Source organism: Pseudomonas sp. GW823-FHT02E01, from assembly GCF_058797535.1.
Genome location: NZ_JBXAJS010000007.1, coordinates 252,031 through 274,754, shown reverse-complemented (window position 1 = coordinate 274,754; position 22,724 = coordinate 252,031). Strand labels below are relative to the sequence as shown.

General features: G+C 59.0%; 21 protein-coding genes. 7 read left to right on the top strand and 14 right to left on the bottom strand.

The genetic code is table 11. The annotated features are described in order from the left end of the window. Window positions 1–3 precede the first annotated feature (3 nt). The 4 genes from lspA to murJ form a co-directional block, all read right to left on the bottom strand. Window positions 4–516 (bottom strand): signal peptidase II, encoded by a 513-nt coding sequence (gene lspA / locus AC1RDQ_RS19200; RefSeq protein ID WP_007970932.1) that lies wholly within the window; start codon window positions 514–516, stop codon window positions 4–6. Further along, window positions 509–3,340 carry an isoleucine--tRNA ligase gene (gene ileS / locus AC1RDQ_RS19195; protein WP_492587889.1) on the bottom strand — a complete coding sequence of 944 codons (2,832 nt, stop codon included), beginning with the start codon at window positions 3,338–3,340 and terminating at the stop codon, window positions 509–511. The genes lspA and ileS overlap by 8 nt, the downstream gene beginning before the upstream one ends. A 13-nt stretch (window positions 3,341–3,353) precedes the next feature. Beyond that, window positions 3,354–4,292 (bottom strand): bifunctional riboflavin kinase/FAD synthetase, encoded by a 939-nt coding sequence (gene ribF, locus AC1RDQ_RS19190; RefSeq protein WP_057713237.1) that lies wholly within the window; start codon window positions 4,290–4,292, stop codon window positions 3,354–3,356. A 129-nt stretch (window positions 4,293–4,421) separates the two neighbouring features. Beyond that, window positions 4,422–5,960: a murein biosynthesis integral membrane protein MurJ gene (gene murJ, locus AC1RDQ_RS19185; RefSeq protein ID WP_057713236.1), complete on the bottom strand. Its 1,539-nt coding sequence runs from the start codon at window positions 5,958–5,960 to the stop codon at window positions 4,422–4,424. Between the two features lie 252 nt (window positions 5,961–6,212). Here murJ and rpsT point away from each other — a divergent pair, with 252 nt between their 5' ends. Further along, window positions 6,213–6,491, top strand: a complete 279-nt coding sequence (gene rpsT / locus AC1RDQ_RS19180) for a 30S ribosomal protein S20 (protein WP_007970922.1) — start codon at window positions 6,213–6,215, stop codon at window positions 6,489–6,491. 184 nt (window positions 6,492–6,675) lie between these two features. Here rpsT and AC1RDQ_RS19175 read toward each other — a convergent pair whose 3' ends face one another. From AC1RDQ_RS19175 to rplU, 5 genes are all read right to left on the bottom strand, one after another. Further along, window positions 6,676–7,140, bottom strand: a complete 465-nt coding sequence (locus AC1RDQ_RS19175; RefSeq protein ID WP_492587888.1) for a CreA family protein — start codon at window positions 7,138–7,140, stop codon at window positions 6,676–6,678. 12 nt (window positions 7,141–7,152) lie between these two features. Next, entirely contained in the window at window positions 7,153–8,271 is a 1,119-nt protein-coding gene (proB, locus tag AC1RDQ_RS19170) for a glutamate 5-kinase (protein ID WP_057713234.1), read from the bottom strand. Window positions 8,272–8,408: 137 nt separating this feature from the next. Then, a complete protein-coding gene (cgtA, locus tag AC1RDQ_RS19165; protein WP_008052064.1) occupies window positions 8,409–9,632 on the bottom strand; it encodes an Obg family GTPase CgtA in 1,224 nt (407 codons plus the stop codon). A gap of 195 nt (window positions 9,633–9,827) precedes the next feature. Continuing rightward, a complete protein-coding gene (rpmA, locus tag AC1RDQ_RS19160; protein ID WP_003281574.1) occupies window positions 9,828–10,085 on the bottom strand; it encodes a 50S ribosomal protein L27 in 258 nt (85 codons plus the stop codon). 35 nt (window positions 10,086–10,120) lie between these two features. Beyond that, entirely contained in the window at window positions 10,121–10,435 is a 315-nt protein-coding gene (gene rplU / locus AC1RDQ_RS19155; RefSeq protein WP_003176051.1) for a 50S ribosomal protein L21, read from the bottom strand. A 239-nt stretch (window positions 10,436–10,674) separates the two neighbouring features. Between rplU and AC1RDQ_RS19150 the strand changes: the two genes are divergently transcribed. The 3 genes from AC1RDQ_RS19150 (at window position 10,675) to AC1RDQ_RS19140 (ending at window position 12,645) form a co-directional block, all read left to right on the top strand. Further along, on the top strand, window positions 10,675–11,643 hold the full coding sequence (locus AC1RDQ_RS19150) for a polyprenyl synthetase family protein (RefSeq protein ID WP_492587887.1): 969 nt from the start codon (window positions 10,675–10,677) through the stop codon (window positions 11,641–11,643). A 203-nt stretch (window positions 11,644–11,846) separates the two neighbouring features. Next, complete coding sequence (locus tag AC1RDQ_RS19145) at window positions 11,847–12,188, top strand: zinc ribbon domain-containing protein YjdM (protein ID WP_008154270.1); 342 nt, start codon at window positions 11,847–11,849, stop codon at window positions 12,186–12,188. Window positions 12,189–12,387: 199 nt separating this feature from the next. Continuing rightward, window positions 12,388–12,645: a PA4570 family protein gene (locus AC1RDQ_RS19140; RefSeq protein ID WP_008052059.1), complete on the top strand. Its 258-nt coding sequence runs from the start codon at window positions 12,388–12,390 to the stop codon at window positions 12,643–12,645. Window positions 12,646–12,783: 138 nt separating this feature from the next. Here the strand turns inward: AC1RDQ_RS19140 and bamJ are convergent, their stop codons facing one another. From bamJ to AC1RDQ_RS19125, 3 genes are all read right to left on the bottom strand, one after another. Further along, window positions 12,784–13,401, bottom strand: a complete 618-nt coding sequence (gene bamJ, locus AC1RDQ_RS19135) for a BamJ family beta-barrel-assembly machinery protein (protein ID WP_492587886.1) — start codon at window positions 13,399–13,401, stop codon at window positions 12,784–12,786. A 121-nt stretch (window positions 13,402–13,522) separates the two neighbouring features. Then, the gene (locus AC1RDQ_RS19130; RefSeq protein WP_218497994.1) at window positions 13,523–13,813 is read right to left on the bottom strand and encodes a DUF6482 family protein; all 291 of its coding nucleotides are present in this window, start codon (window positions 13,811–13,813) and stop codon (window positions 13,523–13,525) included. Between the two features lie 220 nt (window positions 13,814–14,033). Further along, on the bottom strand, window positions 14,034–14,522 hold the full coding sequence (locus AC1RDQ_RS19125) for a TIGR00645 family protein (RefSeq protein ID WP_007990463.1): 489 nt from the start codon (window positions 14,520–14,522) through the stop codon (window positions 14,034–14,036). A gap of 171 nt (window positions 14,523–14,693) precedes the next feature. Between AC1RDQ_RS19125 and AC1RDQ_RS19120 the strand changes: the two genes are divergently transcribed. Continuing rightward, a complete protein-coding gene (locus AC1RDQ_RS19120) occupies window positions 14,694–16,523 on the top strand; it encodes a hypothetical protein (protein WP_492587885.1) in 1,830 nt (609 codons plus the stop codon). 6 nt (window positions 16,524–16,529) lie between these two features. On the opposite strand, the gene AC1RDQ_RS19115 is transcribed toward AC1RDQ_RS19120, so the two are convergent. Next, a complete protein-coding gene (locus AC1RDQ_RS19115; protein WP_008052055.1) occupies window positions 16,530–16,871 on the bottom strand; it encodes a PA4575 family protein in 342 nt (113 codons plus the stop codon). 240 nt (window positions 16,872–17,111) lie between these two features. Continuing rightward, window positions 17,112–19,550, bottom strand: coding sequence for a Lon protease family protein (locus AC1RDQ_RS19110; protein ID WP_057713231.1), 2,439 nt, complete (start codon window positions 19,548–19,550; stop codon window positions 17,112–17,114). A gap of 420 nt (window positions 19,551–19,970) precedes the next feature. Here AC1RDQ_RS19110 and AC1RDQ_RS19105 point away from each other — a divergent pair, with 420 nt between their 5' ends. Both AC1RDQ_RS19105 and AC1RDQ_RS19100 read left to right on the top strand, forming a co-directional pair. Next, complete coding sequence (locus AC1RDQ_RS19105) at window positions 19,971–20,459, top strand: DUF3015 domain-containing protein (protein ID WP_007970900.1); 489 nt, start codon at window positions 19,971–19,973, stop codon at window positions 20,457–20,459. A gap of 232 nt (window positions 20,460–20,691) precedes the next feature. Further along, window positions 20,692–22,545, top strand: coding sequence for an Lnb N-terminal periplasmic domain-containing protein (locus AC1RDQ_RS19100; protein ID WP_492587884.1), 1,854 nt, complete (start codon window positions 20,692–20,694; stop codon window positions 22,543–22,545). The last annotated feature ends 179 nt before the right edge of the window (window positions 22,546–22,724 follow it).

Here is a 22,724-nt window from a genome sequence, read left to right as displayed (position 1 = left end):
TGTTCAGTCATGAACGGTTTCTCCGGTCTTTTTACTTTTGAACATATCCAGTGCCAGCATGACAGCACCAACCGTGATTGCGCTGTCGGCAAAGTTGAACGCCGGGAAATACCAGCGATTCTGCCAATGCACCAGAATGAAATCGATCACATGGCCCAGGGCAATGCGGTCATACAGATTGCCCAGCGCGCCGCCGAGCACCAGTGCCAGCGCAACCGCCAGCCAGGTCTCGTTGCGCCCCAGACGCTTGAGCCACACCACCAGCACCGCACTGACCACGACAGCGATCAACGCGAACAGCCAGCGCTGCCAGCCGGAGCTGTCAGCCAGGAAGCTGAACGCCGCACCCGTGTTGTAGGCCAGGGTCCAGCTGAAGTAATCGGGGATGATTACGATCTGCTGGTACATCTGGAGCTTGCCTTCGAAGTAGAACTTGCTGGCCTGGTCGATGACCAGGACCAGCAAACTCAACCAGAGCCAGCTCAGCCGTCCGAAACGGCCAACGGCATTAGGCATAGTGACGGACCTCGCCAGCGCCGCTGATGTTGTCGACGCAACGGCCACAGATTTCCGGATGTTCCGGGTTCACACCGACGTCTTCACGGCAGTGCCAGCAACGGGCGCACTTGGCGTGGCTCGACTTGACGATTTTCAGCTTCAGGCCGCTGACTTCAGTGACCACTGCATCGGCCGGTGCCTGCACCAATGGCGCAACACTGGCGGTCGAAGTGATCAGTACAAAGCGCAGTTCGTTGCTCAACTTGGCCAGGTCGGCGGTCAGCGCGTCTTCGGCGAACAGCGTCACTTCGGCCTGCAGGTTGCCACCGACAGCCTTGGCTGCACGCTGGATTTCCATTTCCTTGTTGACCGCGACCTTGACCGCCATGATCCGGTCCCAGTAAGCGCGATCCAGCTCGATGCCTTCCGGCAGTTCGCTCAGGCCTTCGTACCAGGTGTTGAGCATGACAGACTCGTTACGCTCGCCCGGCAGGTACTGCCACAGTTCGTCGGCGGTGAACGCCAGGATCGGCGCGATCCAGCGCACCAGCGCTTCGGAGATGTGGAACAGCGCGGTCTGGCACGAACGGCGGGCCTTGCTGTCGGCGCCAGTGGTGTACTGACGGTCCTTGATGATGTCGAGATAGAAGCCGCCCAGTTCCTGCACGCAGAAGTTGTGGATCTTCGAGTACACGTTCCAGAAGCGGTATTCGCCGTAGTGCTCTTGCAGTTCGCGTTGCAACAGCAGGGTACGGTCCACGGCCCAACGGTCCAGTGCCAGCATTTCTTCGGCCGGCAGCAGGTCGGTGGCCGGGTTGAAGCCGGTCAGGTTCGAAAGCAGGAAACGCGCGGTGTTACGGATACGCCGGTAGGCGTCCGCACTGCGTTGCAGGATCTGCTCGGAAACCGCCATTTCACCCGAATAGTCGGTCGAAGCGACCCACAGACGCATGATGTCGGCGCCCAGGGTGTCGTTGACTTTCTGTGGCGCGATCACGTTGCCCAGGGACTTGGACATCTTGCGGCCGGACTCGTCGACCGTGAAGCCGTGAGTCAGCAGTTCGCGATACGGTGCGTGGTTGTCGATGGCGCAACCGGTCAGCAGCGACGAGTGGAACCAGCCACGGTGTTGGTCCGAACCTTCCAGGTACAGGTCGGCGCGCGGGCCGGTTTCATGGCCCATCGGGTGCGAACCGCGCAGAACGTGCCAGTGCGTAGTACCCGAGTCGAACCAGACGTCGAGGGTGTCGCTGATCTTGTCGTACTGCGGCGCTTCATCGCCCAGCAGTTCGGCGGCGTCCAGCTTGAACCAGGCCTCGATGCCTTCGACTTCAACGCGCTTGGCCACGACTTCCATCAGCTCGACGGTACGTGGGTGCAGTTCGCCGCTTTCCTTGTTCAGGAAGAACGGGATCGGCACGCCCCAGTTGCGCTGACGGGAAATGCACCAGTCCGGACGGTTGGCGATCATCGAGTGCAGGCGCGCCTGGCCCCAGGCCGGGACGAACTGGGTCTCTTCGATGGCCTTGAGCGAGCGCTGACGCAGGGTGTCGCCGGTGGTCGGCTGCTTGTCCATGCCGATGAACCACTGCGCGGTAGCGCGATAGATCAGCGGGGTCTTGTGGCGCCAGCAGTGCATGTAGCTGTGTTCGATGACGGTGGTGTGCAGCAGCGCACCGACTTCGGTCAGCTTGTCGACGATGGCCGGGTTGGCCTTCCAGATGAACTGGCCGCCGAAGAACTCCAGCGACGGCACGTAAACGCCGTTGCTTTGTACCGGGTTGAGGATGTCATCGTTGACCATGCCGTACTTCTTGCAGGTCACGAAGTCGTCCACGCCGTAGGCCGGAGATGAGTGAACCACACCGGTGCCGGCGCCCAGTTCAACGTAGTCGGCCAGGTATACCGGCGACAGACGGTCGTAGAACGGGTGACGGAAGTTGATCAGTTCCAGCGCTTTACCGGTGGTGGTCGCAACGACCGAGCCTTCCAGCGAGTAGCGCGCCAGGCACGACTCGACCAGCTCTTCAGCCAGCACCAGCAGTTTGTCGCCGACGTCGACCAGGGCGTAGTTGAATTCCGGGTGAACGTTCAGCGCCTGGTTGGCCGGGATGGTCCACGGGGTGGTGGTCCAGATCACGATCGAGGCAGGCTTGGCCAGCGATGGCAGACCGAAAGCGGCAGCCAGTTTGGTTTCATCGGCAATCGGGAAGGCCACGTCGATGGTCGAGGACTTCTTGTTTTCGTACTCGACTTCCGCTTCGGCCAGGGCCGAACCACAGTCGAAGCACCAGTTCACAGGCTTCAAGCCCTTGAACACGAAACCGCCCTTGACGATTTCGGCCAAGGCACGGATTTCACCGGCCTCGTTCTTGAAGTCCATGGTCTTGTACGGGTTGGCGAAGTCACCCAGCACACCCAGGCGGATGAACTCGGACTTCTGCCCTTCGATCTGCTCGGTGGCGTAGGCCCGGCACAGTTCGCGGGTCTTGTCCGCGCCCAGGTTCTTGCCGTGGGTCACTTCGACCTTGTGCTCGATCGGCAGGCCGTGGCAGTCCCAGCCCGGAACATAAGGCGCGTCGAAGCCCGACAGGGTCTTCGAGCGGATGATCATGTCCTTGAGAATCTTGTTCAGCGCATGACCGATGTGAATCGAGCCGTTGGCGTACGGAGGGCCGTCGTGCAATACGAACTTCGGACGATCCTTGCCAATCTCGCGCAACTTTCCGTACAGGCCAATACTGTCCCAGCGCTGCAGGATCTGCGGTTCGCGCTGTGGCAGGCCGGCCTTCATTGGGAAGGCGGTGTCCGGAAGGTTTAGCGTGGCTTTATAGTCGGTCATTTAAGGCTCTTCATTAGCGATGGGCGCTAGGTGCGGCTAGTGCACGGGCGGCGGCGACATCCGCGTTGATCGCCGTTTTCAACGCCTCCAGAGAGGCGAAACGCTGCTCTTCACGCAGCTTGTGGTGGAAAACCACCGTTAAACGCCGGTCATACAGATCGCCGGCAAAATCTAAAAGATGTATTTCGAGGTGGGCCTTGCCATCACCTTGTACCGTAGGCCGCACGCCGATATTGGCGACGCCTGGCCAGGTCTTGCCGTCGATGTCGACGTTGACCAGGTAAACCCCGGAAAGCGGAACGCGACGGCGCTTGAGTTGTATGTTGGCCGTGGGCGTACCCAACTGGCGAGCCAGCTTCTGGCCGTGGAGTACCCGCCCGGTAATCTGGAACGGGCGACCTAGCAGTCGCTCGGCCAAGGCAAAATCAGCTGCGGCCAGGGCATTGCGGACCTGAGTGCTGCTGACGCGAAGACCATCCAGCTCAACGGTTTGCGCCGCCTCGACGGTAAAACCCTGAACGATGCCGGCCTGTTGCAGGAAATCGAAATCTCCCGCGCGGTCACAGCCGAAACGGAAGTCATCCCCGACCTCCAGGTGCTGGACGCCAAGACCATCGACCAGAATGGTATCGACGAACTCACTGGCACTGAGCTTGCTCAGGCGCTGGTTGAAAGCCAGGCACAGAACACGGTCGACGCCTTCGGCAGCCAGCAATTGCAGCTTGTCCCGCAGACGGGCCAGACGGGCCGGCGCGGTGTCCGGAGCGAAGAACTCTCGCGGTTGCGGCTCGAAAATCACCACGCAGCTGGGCACGCCCAACTCGAGCGCACGCTCACGCAGGCGCGCCAGGATAGCCTGGTGGCCGCGGTGTACACCGTCAAAGTTGCCAATAGTGGCGACACAGCCCCGATGCCGGGGGCGCAGATTGTGGAGGCCTCGAACCAGCTGCATAACGCGCTTCTTGCTCATAAAGTGGTCGATTATAACCACACCCGGCGGCCGACGACAGGCAACACCGTAACCCAAAGTGATCGAGCCGACAAAACCGCCGGCTCGCCCGTGTTTATCAAGGCCAGAACCTCAGCCCAGCGCCTTGCGATTGAAGTCACGCAAACGGAAGCCCATCAACACTAACATGCCGAAATAAGCCACCACACCGGCAACGACCAAGGCACCCAGACGCAGGAAACGCTCAAGCATCTGCCCCTCGCCCCAGGCCGGCATGAAATGCATCCCTGCCAGCAACACGCCAGACATCACCGCTACCGCAACCACCAGCTTGAAGCCGAACTTTGCCCAGCCCGGTTGCGGCTGGTACATCTGCTGTTTACGCAGCTGATAGAAGAGCAGCCCTGCATTGAGGCAGGCACCGGCGCTGATGGCGAGCGCCAGGCCCGCGTGAGCCAGCGGACCGATCAGCAACAGGTTGAACAACTGAGTGACGACCAACGTGAAAATTGCGATTTTTACCGGCGTACGGATGTTTTGTTGCGCATAAAAGCCTGGCGCGAGCACTTTGATCACGATAATTCCGAGCAAACCGACGGAATATGCGATCAACGCGCGCTGAGTCATGGCCGCATCATGGGCATCAAACTGGCCGTACTGGAACAGCGAAACCGTCAACGGCTCGGCCAGAATCCCCAGCGCGAAGGCGCAAGGCAATACCAGCACGAAGCATAGACGCAGGCCCCAATCGAGGATGCGCGAGTATTCGTGGCGATCCTTGCTGGCGTAAGTCTTGGCCAGAGTCGGTAGCAGAATCGTCCCCAGCGCCACGCCCAGCACGCCGGATGGCAACTCCATCAAACGGTCGGCGTAGTACATCCAGGACACGGAACCTGCGACCAGGAACGAAGCGAAAATGGTATTGATGATCAGCGAGATCTGGCTCACCGACACCCCGAGAATCGCCGGCAACATCTGCTTCATCACCCGCCAGACGCCGCTGTCGCGCAGGTTCAGGCGCGGCAACACCAGCATGCCGATCTTTTTCAGGTGCGGCAGTTGATAGAGCAACTGTGCCAGTCCACCCACCAGCACCGCCCAACCGAGCGCCATTACGGGCGGATCGAAGTACGGTGTCAGGAACAACGCAAAAATAATCATGCTGACGTTGAGCAGCGTCGGCACGAATGCCGGGACCGAAAAACGGTTCCAGGTGTTGAGGATCGCACCCGCCAGCGACGACAGGGAAATCAGCAATATGTAAGGAAAGGTCACCCGCAACAGACTCGTGGTCAGCTCGAACTTCTCGGGCGTATCGATGAAACCCGGCGCGGTCACCCAGATGACCCACGGGGCGGCAATCATGCCCAATGCCGTGACGAGCGCCAGTACCAGCGTCAGCAGGCCGGAAACATAGGCAATGAAGGTTCGCGTCGCCTCATCCCCTTTCTGACTTTTATATTCGGCAAGAATCGGTACGAATGCCTGGGAAAACGCCCCTTCGGCAAAAATCCGCCGCAACAGATTGGGCAGTTTGAAGGCGATGAAGAAGGCGTCGGTCGCCATTCCCGCGCCGAATGCACGTGCAATTAGGGTGTCACGAACAAATCCCAAAACCCGGGAAAGCATCGTGATAGAGCTGACGGCGGCCAACGATTTGAGCAGATTCATTGAAAGAGTTTGTGCCTGTCGATAAACAGCAGGCGAACTACGCGCCCACTTATGCGATACTCCGCGCCGCAACAGCACAGAGCCAAAGCTCGCGAGTTTACAGGTCGCACGCTGGAAAGAAATATCCAGAGGTGTAGCGCCTACCACTTAGCGGAACGTCTCAACCGCCCTTGACAAGACCTCAACTCATCGGCATGATTCGCGGCCTATTTTGTTTGCTATTTCCTAAAAAGTCTTTCGAGGAGCTCGACGGTGGCCAACTCACCTTCCGCCAAAAAACGTGCAAAACAGGCTGAGAAGCGTCGCAGCCACAACGCCAGCCTGCGTTCCATGGTTCGTACCTACATCAAGAATGTAGTTAAGGCCATCGACGCAAAAGACGCTGCCAAAGCTCAAGCTGCTTACGTTCTGGCTGTGCCAGTTATCGACCGTATGGCCGATAAAGGCATCATCCACAAGAACAAGGCCGCTCGTCATAAGAGCCGCCTGAATGGCCACGTGAAGGCCCTGAACGTTGCCGCTGCTGCCTAAGCGACTCGTTCATTAAAAAACCGACCTCAGGGTCGGTTTTTTATTGCCTGCGATTTGATGAGCGCGACACAAAAAAATGTGGGAGCGGGCCTGCTAGCGATAGCGGATATCCAGCCAATGTAAATGCTGAATGTTAATCCGTCATCGCGAGCAGGCTCGCTCCCACAGTTTGACTTGCGTGAAATTACTGAGCGTGCGCCCAAGGCAAAATCGGAATCGCCGTCACCGCATTCTGCGGACTGCCCTCGATCAGGCGATCGCTGTACACCAGGTACACCAGCGTATTGCGCTTCTTGTCGAGGAAGCGCACCACCTGCATGGTCTTGAACACCAGGGACGTGCGCTCCTTGAACACCTCGTCACCATCCTTGAGCTCACCCTTGAAGCTGATCGGTCCGACCTGCCGGCAAGCGATAGACGCTTCGGCACGGTCCTCGGCCAAACCAAGACCACCCTTCACCCCGCCGGTCTTGGCGCGCGACAGATAGCAGGTCACGCCGTCGACCTTGGGATCATCAAAGGCCTCGACCACGATTCGGTCATTCGGCCCGACGAACTTGAACACCGTCGACACCTGACCGATCTCTTCGGCCGACGCCAGCAGCGGCATCGCCACCAGCAATCCCAACAATCCTTTTGCCACGCGCATTCAGGTATTCCTTCAGACCAGGATCAGGTTATCGCGGTGAACCAGCTCCGGTTCCGCCATGTAACCCAACAGACCGACAATCGCCTCAGACGACTGACCGATGATTTTTTGCGCCTCCAGCGCACTGTAGTTGGCCAGGCCACGGGCAATCTCGCGACCGTCCGGCGCCACGCAAACCACCATCTCGCCGCGACGGAAGCTGCCCTGCACCAATTTGACCCCAACCGGCAGCAAGCTCTTGTTGCCCTGAGACAACGCAGTCACCGCACCCGCATCCAGCACCAGAGTGCCACGGGTTTGCAGATGACCGGCCAGCCACTGCTTGCGCGCCGCCAACATGCCGCGCTCCGGCGACAGCAGGGTGCCGATGCGCTCGCCCGCCTTGAGGCGATCCAGCACACGCTCAAGCCGCCCGCCAACGATGATGGTGTGAGCACCGGAACGGGCCGCCAGACGCGCAGCACGCAATTTGGTCTGCATACCACCACGTCCCAGCGCACCACCGGTGCCACCCGCCACCGCGTCGAGCGCCGGATCATCGGCGCGCGCTTCGTAAATCAGCTGGGCATCCGGATTGTTGCGCGGATCAGCATCGAACATGCCGTCGCGATCCGTCAGGATCACCAGCAAGTCCGCCTCGACCAGGTTCGCCACCAGCGCCGCCAGGGTGTCGTTGTCGCCAAAACGGATTTCGTCGGTGACCACGGTGTCATTCTCGTTGATCACCGGGATAACCTTCAGCTCGACCAGCGCACGCAAGGTGCTGCGGGCGTTCAGGTAGCGCTTGCGGTCGGACAAGTCATCGTGAGTCAGGAGAATCTGCGCGGTATGCCGGCCATGCTTGGCGAAGCTCGACTCCCAGGCCTGCACCAACCCCATCTGGCCGATTGCGGCGGCAGCCTGAAGTTCGTGCATCGCACTGGGTCGCGAGGTCCAGCCCAAACGGCTCATGCCGGCCGCCACCGCCCCGGAGGACACCAGCACCAGCTCGACGCCCGCCTCATGCAAGGCCACCATCTGCTCAACCCAGACACCCATTGCCGCGCGATCCAGGCCTTTGCCGTCCGCCGTCAGCAAAGCGCTGCCGATCTTCACGACCCAACGCTGCGCACCTGTCACCTTGCTCCGCATCATCTTCAACCTTAGCTTGAGGGCAGCGCGACCTAGCACTGCCCGTGACGTTATTCGTGGTTACTCGTGGCCAACAATCGATTTCCAGATACCAAAACGCCGCTCGATTGAGCGGCGCTTAAGTTTATCGCAACGAATCAGTCACGCACGTAAATGATTTCCGGACCATCTTCGTCATCCACATCTTCTTCGTCCCAGTCATCGTCGCCGATGTCGTGGACCGACTTCACGCCGCTGCGACGCAGGGCACGCTTATCATCCAGCGCCTGCAGTTGCGCGCGAGCTTCGTCTTCGATGCGCTGATCGAGATCAGCCAGCTCTTCCTTGTAGGCCGGGTCATTGGCCAGGCGATCGGCACGATCTTCCATGTAACGCATGATGTCGTGGCACAGACGCTCGGTACCGAGCTTGGAGATGGCCGAGATCACGTAGACCGGACCAGTCCATTCCAGGCGATCAACGATTTCCTTGACGCGAGCATCATGCTCTTCATCAAGGATCTGGTCGCACTTGTTCAGGACCAACCAGCGATCACGCTCCGCCAGGGACGGGCTGAACTTGATCAGCTCGTTGACGATCACTTCAGCAGCATCCGGTGCGCTGGCATCATCCAGCGGCGCCATGTCCACGAGGTGCAGCAGCAGACGCGTACGCGCCAAGTGCTTGAGGAAGCGAATGCCCAGACCAGCACCTTCGGAAGCGCCTTCGATCAAACCCGGAATATCGGCAATGACGAAGCTCTTCCAGCGATCGACGCTGACCACACCCAGGTTCGGCACCAGCGTGGTGAACGGGTAGTCGGCAACTTTCGGCTTGGCAGCCGAAACCGAACGGATAAAGGTACTTTTACCGGCGTTCGGCAAACCCAGCAGACCTACGTCAGCCAGTACTTTCATTTCCAGCTTCAGGTCGCGCTGCTCGCCCGGCTTGCCCGGAGTGGTCTGGCGCGGCGCACGGTTGGTACTGGATTTGAAACGGGTGTTGCCCAGACCGTGCCAGCCGCCCTGCACCACCATCAATTTCTGACCGGCCTTGGTCAGGTCGCCGATGACTTCCTGAGTCGCGGAGTCGATCACCGTGGTGCCGACCGGAACACGCAGGATCAGGTCTTCACCCTTCTTGCCGGTGCAGTCGGTGCTGCCGCCGTTGGAGCCACGCTCGGCATCGAAGTGCCGGGTGTAACGGTAGTCCACCAGGGTGTTGAGGTTTTCGTCGGCCATCATGTAGATGGAACCGCCGTCGCCGCCATCACCGCCGTTCGGGCCACCGTTCTCGATAAATTTTTCCCGACGGAAACTCATGGCGCCATTGCCGCCATCACCAGCCTTTACGCGAATCGATACTTCATCAACAAACTTCATAACAAACGCCTCTCGCCATACGGACGAGCCGAAAAACAATCAAGACATAAGACTCTTGCAAAAATGAGCGCAGCGACCCTGAACCACGATACCTACATCGTACGCCGACAGCCCATACAAACAGCTTTGCAAGAGACTCACCCCACAAACGAAAAAGCCCCGTCGCGAGACAGGGCTTTTCCAGCGATCGCGCAATTAAGCTGCGACTACGCTCACGTAACGACGACCGAAGGCGCCTTTTACTTCGAACTTGATCACGCCTTCGACTTTAGCGAAGAGGGTGTGATCTTTACCCATGCCAACGCCGTAGCCAGCGTGGAATTGGGTGCCGCGCTGACGCACGATGATGTTGCCTGCTTTGATAGCCTGGCCGCCATACATCTTCACGCCAAGGCGTTTGGCTTCTGAGTCGCGACCGTTACGGGTACTACCACCAGCTTTTTTGTGTGCCATGAGTTCAATTCTCCTAGTGAGGAATTAGGCTGTAATTAAGCCTGAATACCGGTGATTTTGATCTCGGTGTACCACTGGCGGTGGCCCATACGCTTCATGTGGTGCTTACGGCGACGGAACTTGATGATGCGGACTTTATCGTGACGACCTTGGGAGATCACTTCAGCCACAACGGTAGCGCCAGCAACAACTGGAGCGCCGATATTCACGTCGTCACCGTTGGCAACCAACAGAACGCGATCAAAGGTAACGGATTCGCCGGTAGCGATTTCCAGTTTTTCGATCTTCAGGTATTCACCTGGGGCGACTTTGTACTGCTTGCCGCCAGTAACGATTACTGCATAAGACATGGTATTTCTCCGATAATCCTGCTCACCCAGCTCTTTATAAGAAGAGGTATTGGCTGGCATGGCTGCATGGGGCTGGAGGCCCGCTTGCAATTGCGTAAGGCAGGTGCTGCCCAGGAAGTTCAGGGTGCGCGATTGTACGCAAGCCACGCTAGCCTTGCAAGAGGCCGTCCATCGCGCCTTGACACCTGCAAGCGTGGGTCCTAGCATGCCGCGCAACCCTTCTGGAGCGACTGTCGCTGATGCAACCCCAAGCTTTCTACCGCGCGGTGGCGGACGATTTTAGCGCCGTCGACGGCATCATCAAGAAGCAGCTGACTTCCCGAGTGCCGCTGGTATCGAAAATCGGCGATTACATTACCTCGGCCGGCGGCAAACGCCTGCGCCCTTTATTGGTGTTGCTGTGTGGCAAGGCCCTGGGCCGCGAAGGCGATGACCTGCGCCTGCTGGCCGCGACCATTGAATTCCTGCACACCGCCACCCTGCTGCATGACGATGTGGTCGACATGTCCGGCATGCGCCGTGGCCGCTCGACCGCCAACGCCATGTGGGGCAACGCACCAAGCGTACTGGTCGGTGACTTCCTGTATTCGCGCTCATTCGAAATGATGGTCGAACTTGGCTCGATGCCGGTGATGAAGATCCTTTCGCAAGCCACGCGCATCATCGCCGAAGGCGAAGTATTGCAGCTGTCGAAGGTGCGGGACGCCAGCACCACCGAAGAAACCTACATGGAAGTCATCCGCGGCAAGACCGCGATGCTTTTCGAAGCCTCGACCCACAGCGCCGCCGCCCTGTGCCAGGCCACGCCGGAACAGGCCGAAGCCCTGCGTACATTCGGTGATCATCTGGGCGTGGCCTTCCAACTGGTCGACGACCTGCTCGACTACAAAGGCGACGCCGAAACCCTGGGCAAGAACGTCGGTGACGATCTGGCCGAAGGCAAGCCGACCCTGCCACTGATCTACACCATGCGCGAAGGTACGCCGGAACAGGCCGCCCTGGTGCGCAAGGCGATCCAGAAAGGCGGAATCGAAGACCTGGAAAGCATCCGCGAAGCCGTGGAAGCCTCGGGCTCGCTGGAGTACACCGCGCAACTGGCACGCGACTATGTGGCACGCGCAATCCAGTGTCTCGAAGCGCTGCCTGCCAGCGAGTACCGCGATGCACTGGTTGAACTGAGCGAGTTTGCGGTCGCGCGTACGCACTGACAACACTGCAAGCCCCCTGTGGGAGCGAGCTTGCTCGCGATTAGGCACTTACATTCAACATTGTTGTTGACTGAAAGGACGCCATCGCGAGCAAGCTCGCTCCCACAGGTTTGCTCCCCACAGGTTTTCCTGCGCTGCACCCCTCCCGGCTAAAACCCTATACAATGTGCGCTTTTTAGCGATCCTGAATCCAAGGAGCCTTAGTGAGCACGTTGCCACCCTGCCCAAAATGCAATTCCGAATACACCTATGAAGACGGCGCCCAGCTGATCTGCCCCGAGTGCGCCCACGAATGGTCCGCCAGCGGTGAAGCCGAAGCTGTGTCCGATGACACAGTGAAAAAGGATTCGGTCGGCAACGTCCTGCAAGACGGCGACACCATCACCGTGATCAAGGACCTCAAGGTCAAGGGTACGTCTTTGGTGGTCAAGGTCGGCACCAAGGTCAAGAACATCCGCCTGTGCGATGGCGATCACGACATCGACTGCAAGATCGACGGCATCGGCCCGATGAAACTCAAGTCCGAGTTCGTCAGAAAAGTCTGAGCCTGCTGTTATCCATCCCGCGCCTGGCGCGGGATGCCCTCCCTCCCCGCTTCACCCAATAAATCCTCGCAATAGCCAAACGCCGGTCGGTTTGACCTGACGCAATCTTTACCCGGAAAAAAGCGCAAACCGCCAATAGGCCCTTGCTATTTTATGAATAAGAATTATTCTCATCAAACCTTCAATGGAGATGAGAACCATGACTTATCTGATCGATGCCTGGCTGGACCGCCCACACCCTTACCTCAGGATCCTGCATCGGGAAACCGGGGAAGTCTGTGCAGTGCTTGAAGAAGAAGCCTTGAGCGAACTGCAGGACCAAGGTGATCTTGACCTCAATGGCCTGAGTTCCAGTGAGCCGGTGGTGCTCAAGGAACTGGTGCGTAATCTGTTTCTGTTCTGCTATGCCCGGGCGTTGCGCCCGCACAGTGAACTGCACCACAAGATCGAAATATGAAAAACGCTGCAAAACTTTGTAGGAGCGAGCTTGCTCGCGAAGAACTCAAACACACCGCGTTCATTCAGGATGGCCGCGTTATCGTTAACGCCCATCGCGAGCAAGCTCGCTCCTACAGGTACAGGTAATCAGCGGGTCTTACAGAACGTCGAGCAGTTCGACGTCGAATACCAGTACGCTGTGCGGCGGAATGCTGCCAACGCCTTGAGCGCCGTATGCCAGCTCGCTCGGCACGTACAGGCGCCATTTGCTACCGGAGTTCATCAGTTGCAGGGCTTCGGTCCAGCCAGCAATCACGCCGCCAACCGGGAATTCCGCAGGCTGGCCGCGCTCGTAGGAGCTGTCGAACACTGTGCCGTCGATCAGGGTGCCGTGGTAATGAGTACGCACGGAGTCTTCACGGGATGGCTTGGCGCCTTCGCCAGCGGTCAGGACTTCGAACTGCAGGCCGGAAGCCAGAGTGGTGATGCCTTCACGCTTAGCGTTTTCAGCCAGGAAGGCCAGGCCTTCGCCAGCAGCCGCTTCAGCCTTGGCTGCAGCTTCGGCCTGCATGATTTCGCGGATGACTTTGAAGCTGGCGGACATTTCTTCCTGACCTACACGGCTTGGTTTGCCGGCGAATGCGTCGGTCAGACCTGCCAGGATCGCGTCCAGGCTTACGCCCGGTGGCGGGTTGTCGCGCAGTTGGTCGCCCAGCTGACGGCCAATACCGTAGCTGACGCGGGTTTCGTCGGTGGACAGATTTACTTCGGACATGACACTGCTCCGCTGTGCGGACGGCTCGGGAACTTGCCATGCGTGCACAGCACGTCCCGGAGCGCCCGGAACCAAAAGGGCCAGCAGACTAGCACAGATGTCATGCCTTTGATGAGGGACCTCAGGCGATCGGCACCTTCAGGTTTTCCTCAACATCGGCAACCAGACCGCACATTTCGTCGTGCACGACCGTGTGCACAAGGTTGAAGTGCAACTTGGGAAAGGAGCGCAGCACATCACGGGCATGCTCCACCGAACGCAGGCTCATCATGTGTCCGTGGGTATCGCTCAATGGATACGCCGCGCCATGCATCCGCGCCTCCAACAGGTAGATGCCCCCCTCCATCGAGATCAGGTTCAGCTCATCGACCTTCCCGGCGACGGCATACGCATTCAACTCATTCAGGGTCATGAACGCACCTCACGCAGTGGCGAACCAACATACTTACAGGGATAGGCCTCGGCGCATCAAAGCACAAGCCACAAACGACGCCGCCCGTCTGTTTCATCGCGCCCCTCTGTAGGAGCGAGCTCGCTCGCGATGGTCGCCAACGATGACGCGGGAAACCTGACACCCCGCGGCGATCTTGAGTCCATCGCGAGCGAGCTCCCTCCTACAGCAGATGGGTAAATCAGTGCTTGGTGACTTTATCCAGGTAACCCATGGCAAATGCGGAGACCACGAAGGTCATGTGGATGATCACATACCACTGCAAATGCTCGGGATCGACGTTCTTGGCGTCCATGAAGATGCGCAGCAGGTGAATGGACGAGATCGCCACGATCGATGCGGCCACCTTCATCTTCAGCGACGAAGAGTCCATGGTGCCCAGCCAGTTGAGCTTTTCCTTGCTGTCGTCGATGTCCAGTTGCGAGACGAAGTTTTCGTAGCCGGAAATCATCACCATCACCAGCAAACCGCCCACCAGGGCCATGTCGATCAGCGACAGCAGCACCAGGATCAAGTCCGATTCGGCCATCGAAAACACGTTCGGGATGACGTGGAAGACTTCCTGGAAGAATTTCAGTGCCAGCGCCAGCAGCCCGAGGGACAGGCCGAAATAGATCGGCGCCAGCAGCCAGCGCGAGGCGTACATTGTATTTTCGATAAAGCGTTCCATTGAATCTCACACGTTGGACTGGAAATGGCGGCGAGTATACCAGCCCCCCGTCCATACCCAGAAGCAGCCAGAAACCGTCGAGAAATCCGCCACCTGCGCCTGTGTATCAAAGTTTTTCTGCTAGTGTCCAAATCATTGACTGCTCAGTGATGTCGGACAGGAAGACTGGAAATGGATGTGCAATTGCCTTTGACGAGTGCCGGAATTTGCCTGGCGCTGCTGCTGAGCGGCTGCTCACCCAGCGAAGAAAAACGCCAGGTCAGCCTCGAAGAAAAAACCGCGCAGTTCGAAAAGTCGCTGGACGCCATTCAGGATCCGAAGCTCAAGGATGCCGTGTCGGAACTGGGTGGCTCACTGCTGCTGCTCGAACGCGCGCAACTCAAGCTCGACAGCAAGCCGGTGGAAACCGAATACGGCGAAGACGCCCTCGCCATGCTCAAGCACTACCCGAGCCCGCAGGCCCTGGTCGACACCTACATCAACGGGTTGTTCGTGCTGCAAAAGGACTCCAGTTCCGACTATCTGATCGATCTGCAGCCAGTGTTCCCCTTCACGTTCAGCGTTCCTGCCGCGTTTTTGTTTCCCCATGGCCTGGAATGGCAGTCGGTCACGCTAAGCAACAAACGAGTGATTCCCTTCCAGCCGGAATGGTCGGAAACCGACCCCGGCATTCAGCTCAGCCCATCGAGCTCCAACCTGACCAACCCCGATGACCTGACCGTGGCCTACCCCTTCATCGAAGGCCTCGACATTGACAGAAAGCAGCAACCGCAACCGGTGAGCCTGCAAGGTAAAGTCGAAGTCATCGCGCCACGCCGCCTCTACAGCTTCGACCTGACGAAAAAGGACGTAGGCCAGACCCGCACCAATGACAACCTGAGCGTCACCCTCCTCACATTGACGAACAACTACGCGGAAATCGAATACAACAACAGCACGCCGCTGGCCTCCGAAGTCAGTGAAACACCGCTCAACCCGCTGATCGTCCAGGCCAGGGACAGCAACGGGCAATTCATCGCGCGCGCCGGTTCAATCAACGAAACCTCGGTACAAATTGCCTTCTATCAGCAGCAACTGGCCAAGATGCAGCAGCAAAAGAGCTGGAGCGAGTCCCTGGAAAAACAGCTCGATGAAGAACAACGCAACTTTGAGAAACAGCAGGCTCGACATTATTCGAAGGTGTACTTCAACGGGACGATCGAAACTCTCGAAGTCAGCATGCTGGATTTTTCCGCCGTCACGGTCACCCGAAAGGACCTCGACCTGCCGATCCGGCGCTTCGATGCCTATACCACGGACAAGTCCATCCAGCCCTTGAACCTGTCCGTGGTGGTCTATGACGACCAGGCGGCGGGCTGGCTGAAAGGGGCAACGCTGAGTGAGGATCAGCTGAAAAAGAACGTCAGCATCAGTCAGTCGGTCGACGACCCCAGCGCTGCGCGAATCGAATTCACTCACCTGCGTACCTTCAACGATGAGCTGCTCGGTACATCGTTCAACCCCGGTGAAAGTCCGGTGAGCTTCTTTACCGAAGACACTCGTGGCAATCGCGACGAGCCGATCGAACTGCCGTCAGAGGCGTACCAGATCGATCCCCTGCGCGGCACGATCACTTACGATATGAATCTGTTTCCACAAACCCCGGCCTATGCGGTGGGCTCGATGCCGATGTTCCTGGCCACGGTCGACAAGCAAACCGTCGAAGCCCGTCAACTGCCCAAGGGCCTCGCGCTCAAAGACAATGCACTGGTAGTGGACCTGAAGGTATTTCCCGCCCAGGACTGGCGCTTTTTCGCCAAGGACGACAGCGGTAGTTACTTGAAGGAGATTCTATCGGTCAGTCATGGCGCGAGCGCACAGGGGCCGGCGCAGTTTGCCGTGCATTACTTCTACGGGCAGCCTACGCGCCTGGAAACCTATCAGCGCACTGATCTCACCACCGTGCAATATGGTTTCGAAGTCAAACTCGACAAGGCCGACATGACGCGCCTTGATCAATAGTGCCACTCAGTGCTCGGGGTGAAACTCGAAGCCGCCCATGTTCCGGCAGCGACCACCGTTGATTTCCCGCAGTTGGGCTTGCAGGTGCAGGCACCAGATTTGCGGATCGTCGGCCAACTCGTAGCCGTGCAGGGTCAGGCTTTCAACGATGGTGTCGAGGATTGATTCAGCGACGAACGGACCGTGGAACGGGCCTTGGGCCTTGATGGCCGAAGGTTGTTCACCGGCCATTCCGGCGGCGAACAGCAAAGTCCACATGCCCGTATCTCCCGCCAATGGACGGATGGCACATTCGATACGGGTCACAAGGCCCAGGCATTGACGGGTGAGGCAGAGGTTGCGCGACATGGCGGCGACCCTCGGTAGATCCGGTGTTCAGCCCCCATGGGAAGGCTGTTTCGATCCTGTGATTACGTCGATATCCTTGAGCAGAGAATAGAAGAAAAGTCTGCCTTGCAGGCCGAGACAAGACCGAAAGGCGCCGAATGGTCATAGTGTGAATATTGACGTCAGTTCGACGACGCTTTTCCAGGGTTCACACAAACAAATGTGGGAGCGGGCTTGCTCGCTCCCACATGAGTTACTGCATCAGGCCGGCTTGGTTTCCGCCAAAGCCTCTTGCGCCAACTCCTTCTCGGCTTCCTTGAGATCATCTTCGCTGATCATTTCCGCGATAACCCTCAGGCGCTCCACGACCCGCGCGTTCACGCTGCCTTCAGGGAACTCGCCATTCTCGTCCGGTTCGCCGGCCGGCTCGCCGACCAGCAGACTCAAGGCTTCGTCGGCCTGACGGACCGCGTAGACATGGAACTGACCCGCACGCACCGCCGCCAGCACCTTCTCATCGAGCATCAGGGTGGCGACGTTGGCGTGAGGAATGATTGCCCCCTGCTCGCCGGTCAACCCGCGGGCTTCGCACAAACGGAAGAAGCCCTCGATCTTCTCGTTGACTCCGCCGACCGCCTGCACTTCGCCGAACTGGTTGATCGAACCGGTGATGGCAAAGCACTGCTTGAGCGGGGTTTTCGACAAGGCCGAGATCAGGGTGCAAGCCTCACCCAAAGAAGCGCTGTCGCCATCGACATAACCGTAGGATTGCTCCAGGGCGATGCTCGCGGAAATCGCCAGCGGAAACTCCTGGGCGTAACGGCTGCCCAGATAGCCGGTAAGGATCATCACGCCTTTGGAGTGGATCGGCTGCCCGAGGTTGACCTCGCGCTCGATGTCGACGATACCGCTGCCGCCCGGGTACACCGTGGCGGAAATCCGCGCCGGTATACCAAAGGCCGAGTCGCCGACTTCCAGCACCGTCAAGCCATTGCACTTGCCGACCGCCGCGCCCGCGGTGTCGATCAGGATGATCCCGGCCAGCATGTCATCGAGAATCCGCGCCGACACACGACCGGTGCGGGTAGCCTTGGCCTTGAGCGCGCGCTCGATGTGCCCGGAGTCGGTCCTTTCATCGCCGGCCAGATGGCGGATGAAGTCCGCCTCGCTGACCAGCTGGAACAAGTCACCGATACGCGCCGACAAGCGCCCCTGGTGCTCGGCCAGACGTGCACTGTAGGTCGCCAGGCGTGCCACCGCATCAGCGGTCAGCGGTGCCATGCCTTCTTCGGAAGTACGGGTCTTGAGCAACTGGGCGAACTGCTCCAGGCTCTCGTCGACCATCGGGATGTCTTCGTCGAAATCCACCAGGACGCGGAACATCTCCTGGAAGTCCGGATCGAGGTCTTGCAGCGTGTAATACAGCTGACGGGCACCGATGATGACGACTTTGACCTGCAACGGAATGTGTTGCGGAGTCAGGGTCACGGTGGCCAGGCGGCCCAGTTCACCCAGCGGTGATTCCATTTTCAGTTTGCGTGATTGCAGGGCGCGTTTCAGTGCATCCCACACGAACGGCTCGCTGAGCATTTTGTCCGCTTCAAGGATCAGGAAACCGCCATTGGCCCGGTGCAAGGCACCCGGCCGCAGTTGGCGGTAGGTGGTGTAAAGCGCACCCTGATCGGTGCTGTATTCGATCCGGCCAAAAAGGTTTTCGTAGGTCGGGTGCGGCTCGAACACCACCGGCGCACCGCCGCTGGCCGAGTGACCGACCACCAGGCTCGGCGCGTATTGTTCTTCCAGCAACTTGCGGGCGACAGCGTCGGTCTTGCTATCGTCTACCAGCTGCTCGACCACGGACTTGAGCAAGTACACCTGCATCGCCTGCAGATAACCGCATACCGCCGCGTTCTCGGCGTACTTCTCCGACAATGGCGACAACAATGGCTGCAAGGCCAGGGTAATGGTTTCTTCGTTCAGATGACGCAGCTGGTTGCTCGACTCGCGTTTCCATTGCGGCAGGCTGGCGAGCTCTTCGTTCAGGCGCTCCTCCAGTGCCGAAATATCCTCGTGAAAGCGCTCGCGCTCGGCTTCCGGCAACTGGGCGAACTCAGCTTCGTCCAACGCCTTGCCGTCGCTCATCGGGGTGAAGGCGATGTTGCTGGCGTCGCGGTACAGCGCAACTTCCTTTTCCAGCGCCAGACGCTCGATGACGTCCAGGGCCTTGTCGTAGCGCTGGTTGAAGGCGCGGTCGATACTGCTTTTCTTCTGCTGGTAGGACGGATGCTCGAATACTGCCGGAAATGTCGCCAGCAGGTTGTCGATCAAACCGTTGATATCACCAATGAAGTTACCGGCAGTGCCCGACGGCAACTCCAGGGCACGTGGTTCGCGCGGTTCATCGAAGTTGTTGACGTAGACCCAGTCCGCCGGGGTCTGCAGGCGCTTGCCTTCGGCCTTGAGGTAGCGTTTGACGAACGAGAACCGACCAGTACCGGGCTCGCCCATGACGAATACGTTGTAACCGGGGCGTGGCATGGCCACACCGAACTGCAAGGCTTCGACCGCACGTTCCTGGCCAAGCACACCGCGAAAGGGCTCCAGATCATTGGTGGTAGAGAAGCTGAACTGTTCAGCGGAAAACGGACGGGTCAGCGCTTCGGGCGCTAGACGCAAGCTGGCAGCAACAGGATCAGGCATCGGGCTTCCTTAACAATCAGGCGGGGCAGATGGCAGCATTCTGGCGCCGCCCATGCCCGACTGGCAAGGAGCGCCGCAGGCCTGATCACCGTCAACCGGCCAACCCCAGGCGGGCCGGGCTTGCGCGGCCGTTTTCCATGAATGTTTTGCAAAAAATCACGGAACCCTGTGATCGTGCCTAAACTCCAAACTGCGCGGCTGGACTAATGACCGGCCCACTGGCACCGGAAGGGTCTGCAGGAAAACTCGCCGAGCGGCGATCAGGCAAGGCGAAAGCAGGCGAGGAAGCGGAGTGTAGGGGCCTACATGAGCATTCCGAGCCTGCTTTCAACGCAGCATGATCGTCGCGCAGGCAGTTTGCATGCAGAGCCGAGGCCAGACTCCCTTGTCTATTGGTACGCACACAAAGAGAACAAAGCTATGAAACGGATTCTTCTTGGTACTCTCTTCACCGCTGTATCCATCAATGCCATGGCGCAAGCGCCTGGCGGTCCGGATTGCGGTTGGGGCAACATGCTGTTCGAAGGCCAGCGTGGTACTCCAGCCCACTTCCTGGCATCCACCACCAACGGCACCTCCGGCAACGCAACCTTCGGCATGACCTCCGGCACCAACGGTTGCGCAACCAATGCGTCGCTGACCTATGGCGGCAAATCCTGGTTTGCCATGAATGGCATGATGAACGAGCTGTCCGAAGACATGGCCAAGGGTCAGGGCGAAGCGCTGACCACCTATGCCGTGGTACTGGGCGTGGCGCCGGAAGACCGTGCGCACTTCGCCGCCGTCACTCACGAGCACTTCCAGCAGATCTTCAGCAAGGCTGACGTGACCGCAGAAGACGTGCATACCAATACCCTGGCCGTGCTCAAAGCCGACCCTCGTCTGGCCAAGTACGCGACTCAGGCTTAAGCTCGACCCGCCCCGCTTCTTTCGGGAAGCGGGTTTTGTTTTTTGGACCTGCCCCTCTTTGGGTAATGTCGCTGACTGTAGGAGCTGGCTTGCCAGCGATGGTCGTTAACGATCACGCGTGTTTACTGGATAAACACAGCGCCTTTGAAACCATCGCTGGCAAGCCAGCTCCTACAGGCAAACGGCATCAACCTCGTTGGGTCTTTATTTTTCCCTGTTTAAGTTGCCTTCTATGCTCAAACGCCTTGCCTGGCTGGCGCTGTGTGTCTGCGCCCCGCTATCCGCCGCGCCTCACATCGAACCACAACGTTTGCAGCAACTGGCCAACGACCCTTTCTGGATATCCCTGGGCCATTACGAAACCGCCAAGCTCGGCGGCTGGCGCAGCTATGTCAGTGACCGCAAGTTCTTCCTCGCCGCTGACGGCAATGAGCATCCAGACCATGAACTGGCGGCGACTGTACAAGCCTTGTACGCCCCGGCCAGTGCCGGTGAAACACACGCTCAATGCGTCTACCCGGCCCGCACCCGCTGGCTGAAAGACCAACTCGGCCTGGCCGGACTGCCGACGCCGGACTGCGCCGGGTTCAAGCAATGGTTCAAGGACGTCTCGCCCGACAGCGCGGTGATGATCTTCCCGGCGGCTTACCTGAACAGCCCGTCCTCGATGTTCGGCCATACCCTGTTGCGCATCGACCAGGCCGAGGTGAAGAGCGACAAGACTTCGCTGCTCAGTTACGCGATCAACTTCGGCGCCTACATCGAGGGCTCGGACAACAGCATCATCTATGCCTGGAAAGGCCTGATGGGCGGCTATCCCGGCCTGTTCGCGATGGTGCCCTATCAGGAAAAGCTCTCGGAATACCGCAGCCTGGAAAACCGCGACCTGTGGGAGTACCGCCTGAACCTGACCCAACAGGAAACCGCGCGCATGGTCGAGCACGTCTGGGAGCTGAAGCAGATCAAGTTCGACTATTTCTTCTTCGACGAAAACTGCTCATACCGCTTGCTGGAACTGCTGCAAGTGGCCCGACCGGGCCTGCGCCTGACCGAGCAATTCCCACTCACCGCCATCCCGACCGACACCGTCAAAGCCGTGAAAGATGCCGGATTGGTGGAATCGATCCAGTATCGTCCGTCCCGGGAGCGCGAGTTGCTCAGCCGCGCCGAGCCGTTGGACCCTGAAGAGCAACAGTGGGTGCTGAAAGTCAGCGCCGATCAGAAACAATTGCAGGACCCGGCGTTCAAGGCGCAAGCCCGCGACCGTCAGGCAATGATCATCGATGCGGCCTATCGTCTGGAGCGTTACCGCGCCAATGGCCAGGAACGCGACCCGGCACGCGCCCAGCGCAGCTTCGAACTGCTGCGGGCCATCAACCAGAACCCGGCGCCGTCACTGGATATCCCGCAACCGGGCCTGCCTGAAGACGGTCATGAGTCCCGCACCTGGCAGCTCGGCCTCGGCAGCCGTGGAGATAAAGCCTTTGGCGAGTACGGCTTGCGCATGGCTTATCACGACCTCAACGACAACAACGAAAGCTTTCCCCTTGGCGCGCAGATCGAAATCCTGCAATTGAAACTGCGCCAGTACGAAAGCAATGAATGGCAAGTGCAACAACTGGACCTGGCAACGATTCGCTCCCTGACCCCGCGTAACGAGCTGCTGCAACCGCTGTCATGGCAAGTCACCGGTGGTCTGGAGCGAGTGCCGGGTAAGCACGATGACCAAACCCTGGTCAGCCACGTCAACGGCGGTGGCGGTGGCACCTGGCAACTGGGCGATGACCTGCTCGGATTTGCCCTGGGCACTGTGCGCATCGAGCACAACAACGATTTCGCCGCTTTCATTGCCCCGGCCGCCGGGTTCAACAGTGGTGTGCTGTGGAAAAACCCGCTGGGCAATTTGAGCCTGGAAGCCAAGGGCGACTTTTTCACCAATGGTGAAGTGCGCCGTAGCCTGAGCCTGAATCAGCAATGGGAAATATCCCGCAATCTCGGACTGCGCTTGAGCGCCCAGCGCGAATTCAGCCATTTGGCGACGGCCGAGAACGAAGTGATGCTTGAGCTGAAGTGGTATCACTACTGACCTGACACACCTCCCACCCTGTGGGAGCGAGCTTGCTCGCGATGGCGGCCTTTCAGCCAGCACACTTGTTGAATGTCAGTCCCTCATCGCGAGCAAGCTCGCTCCCACTGAGAATCGTCGGTTGCAGACAGGCTATCACTCGCCGTAAGTCGCTTTCAGACATCCAGTGAAACCAAATG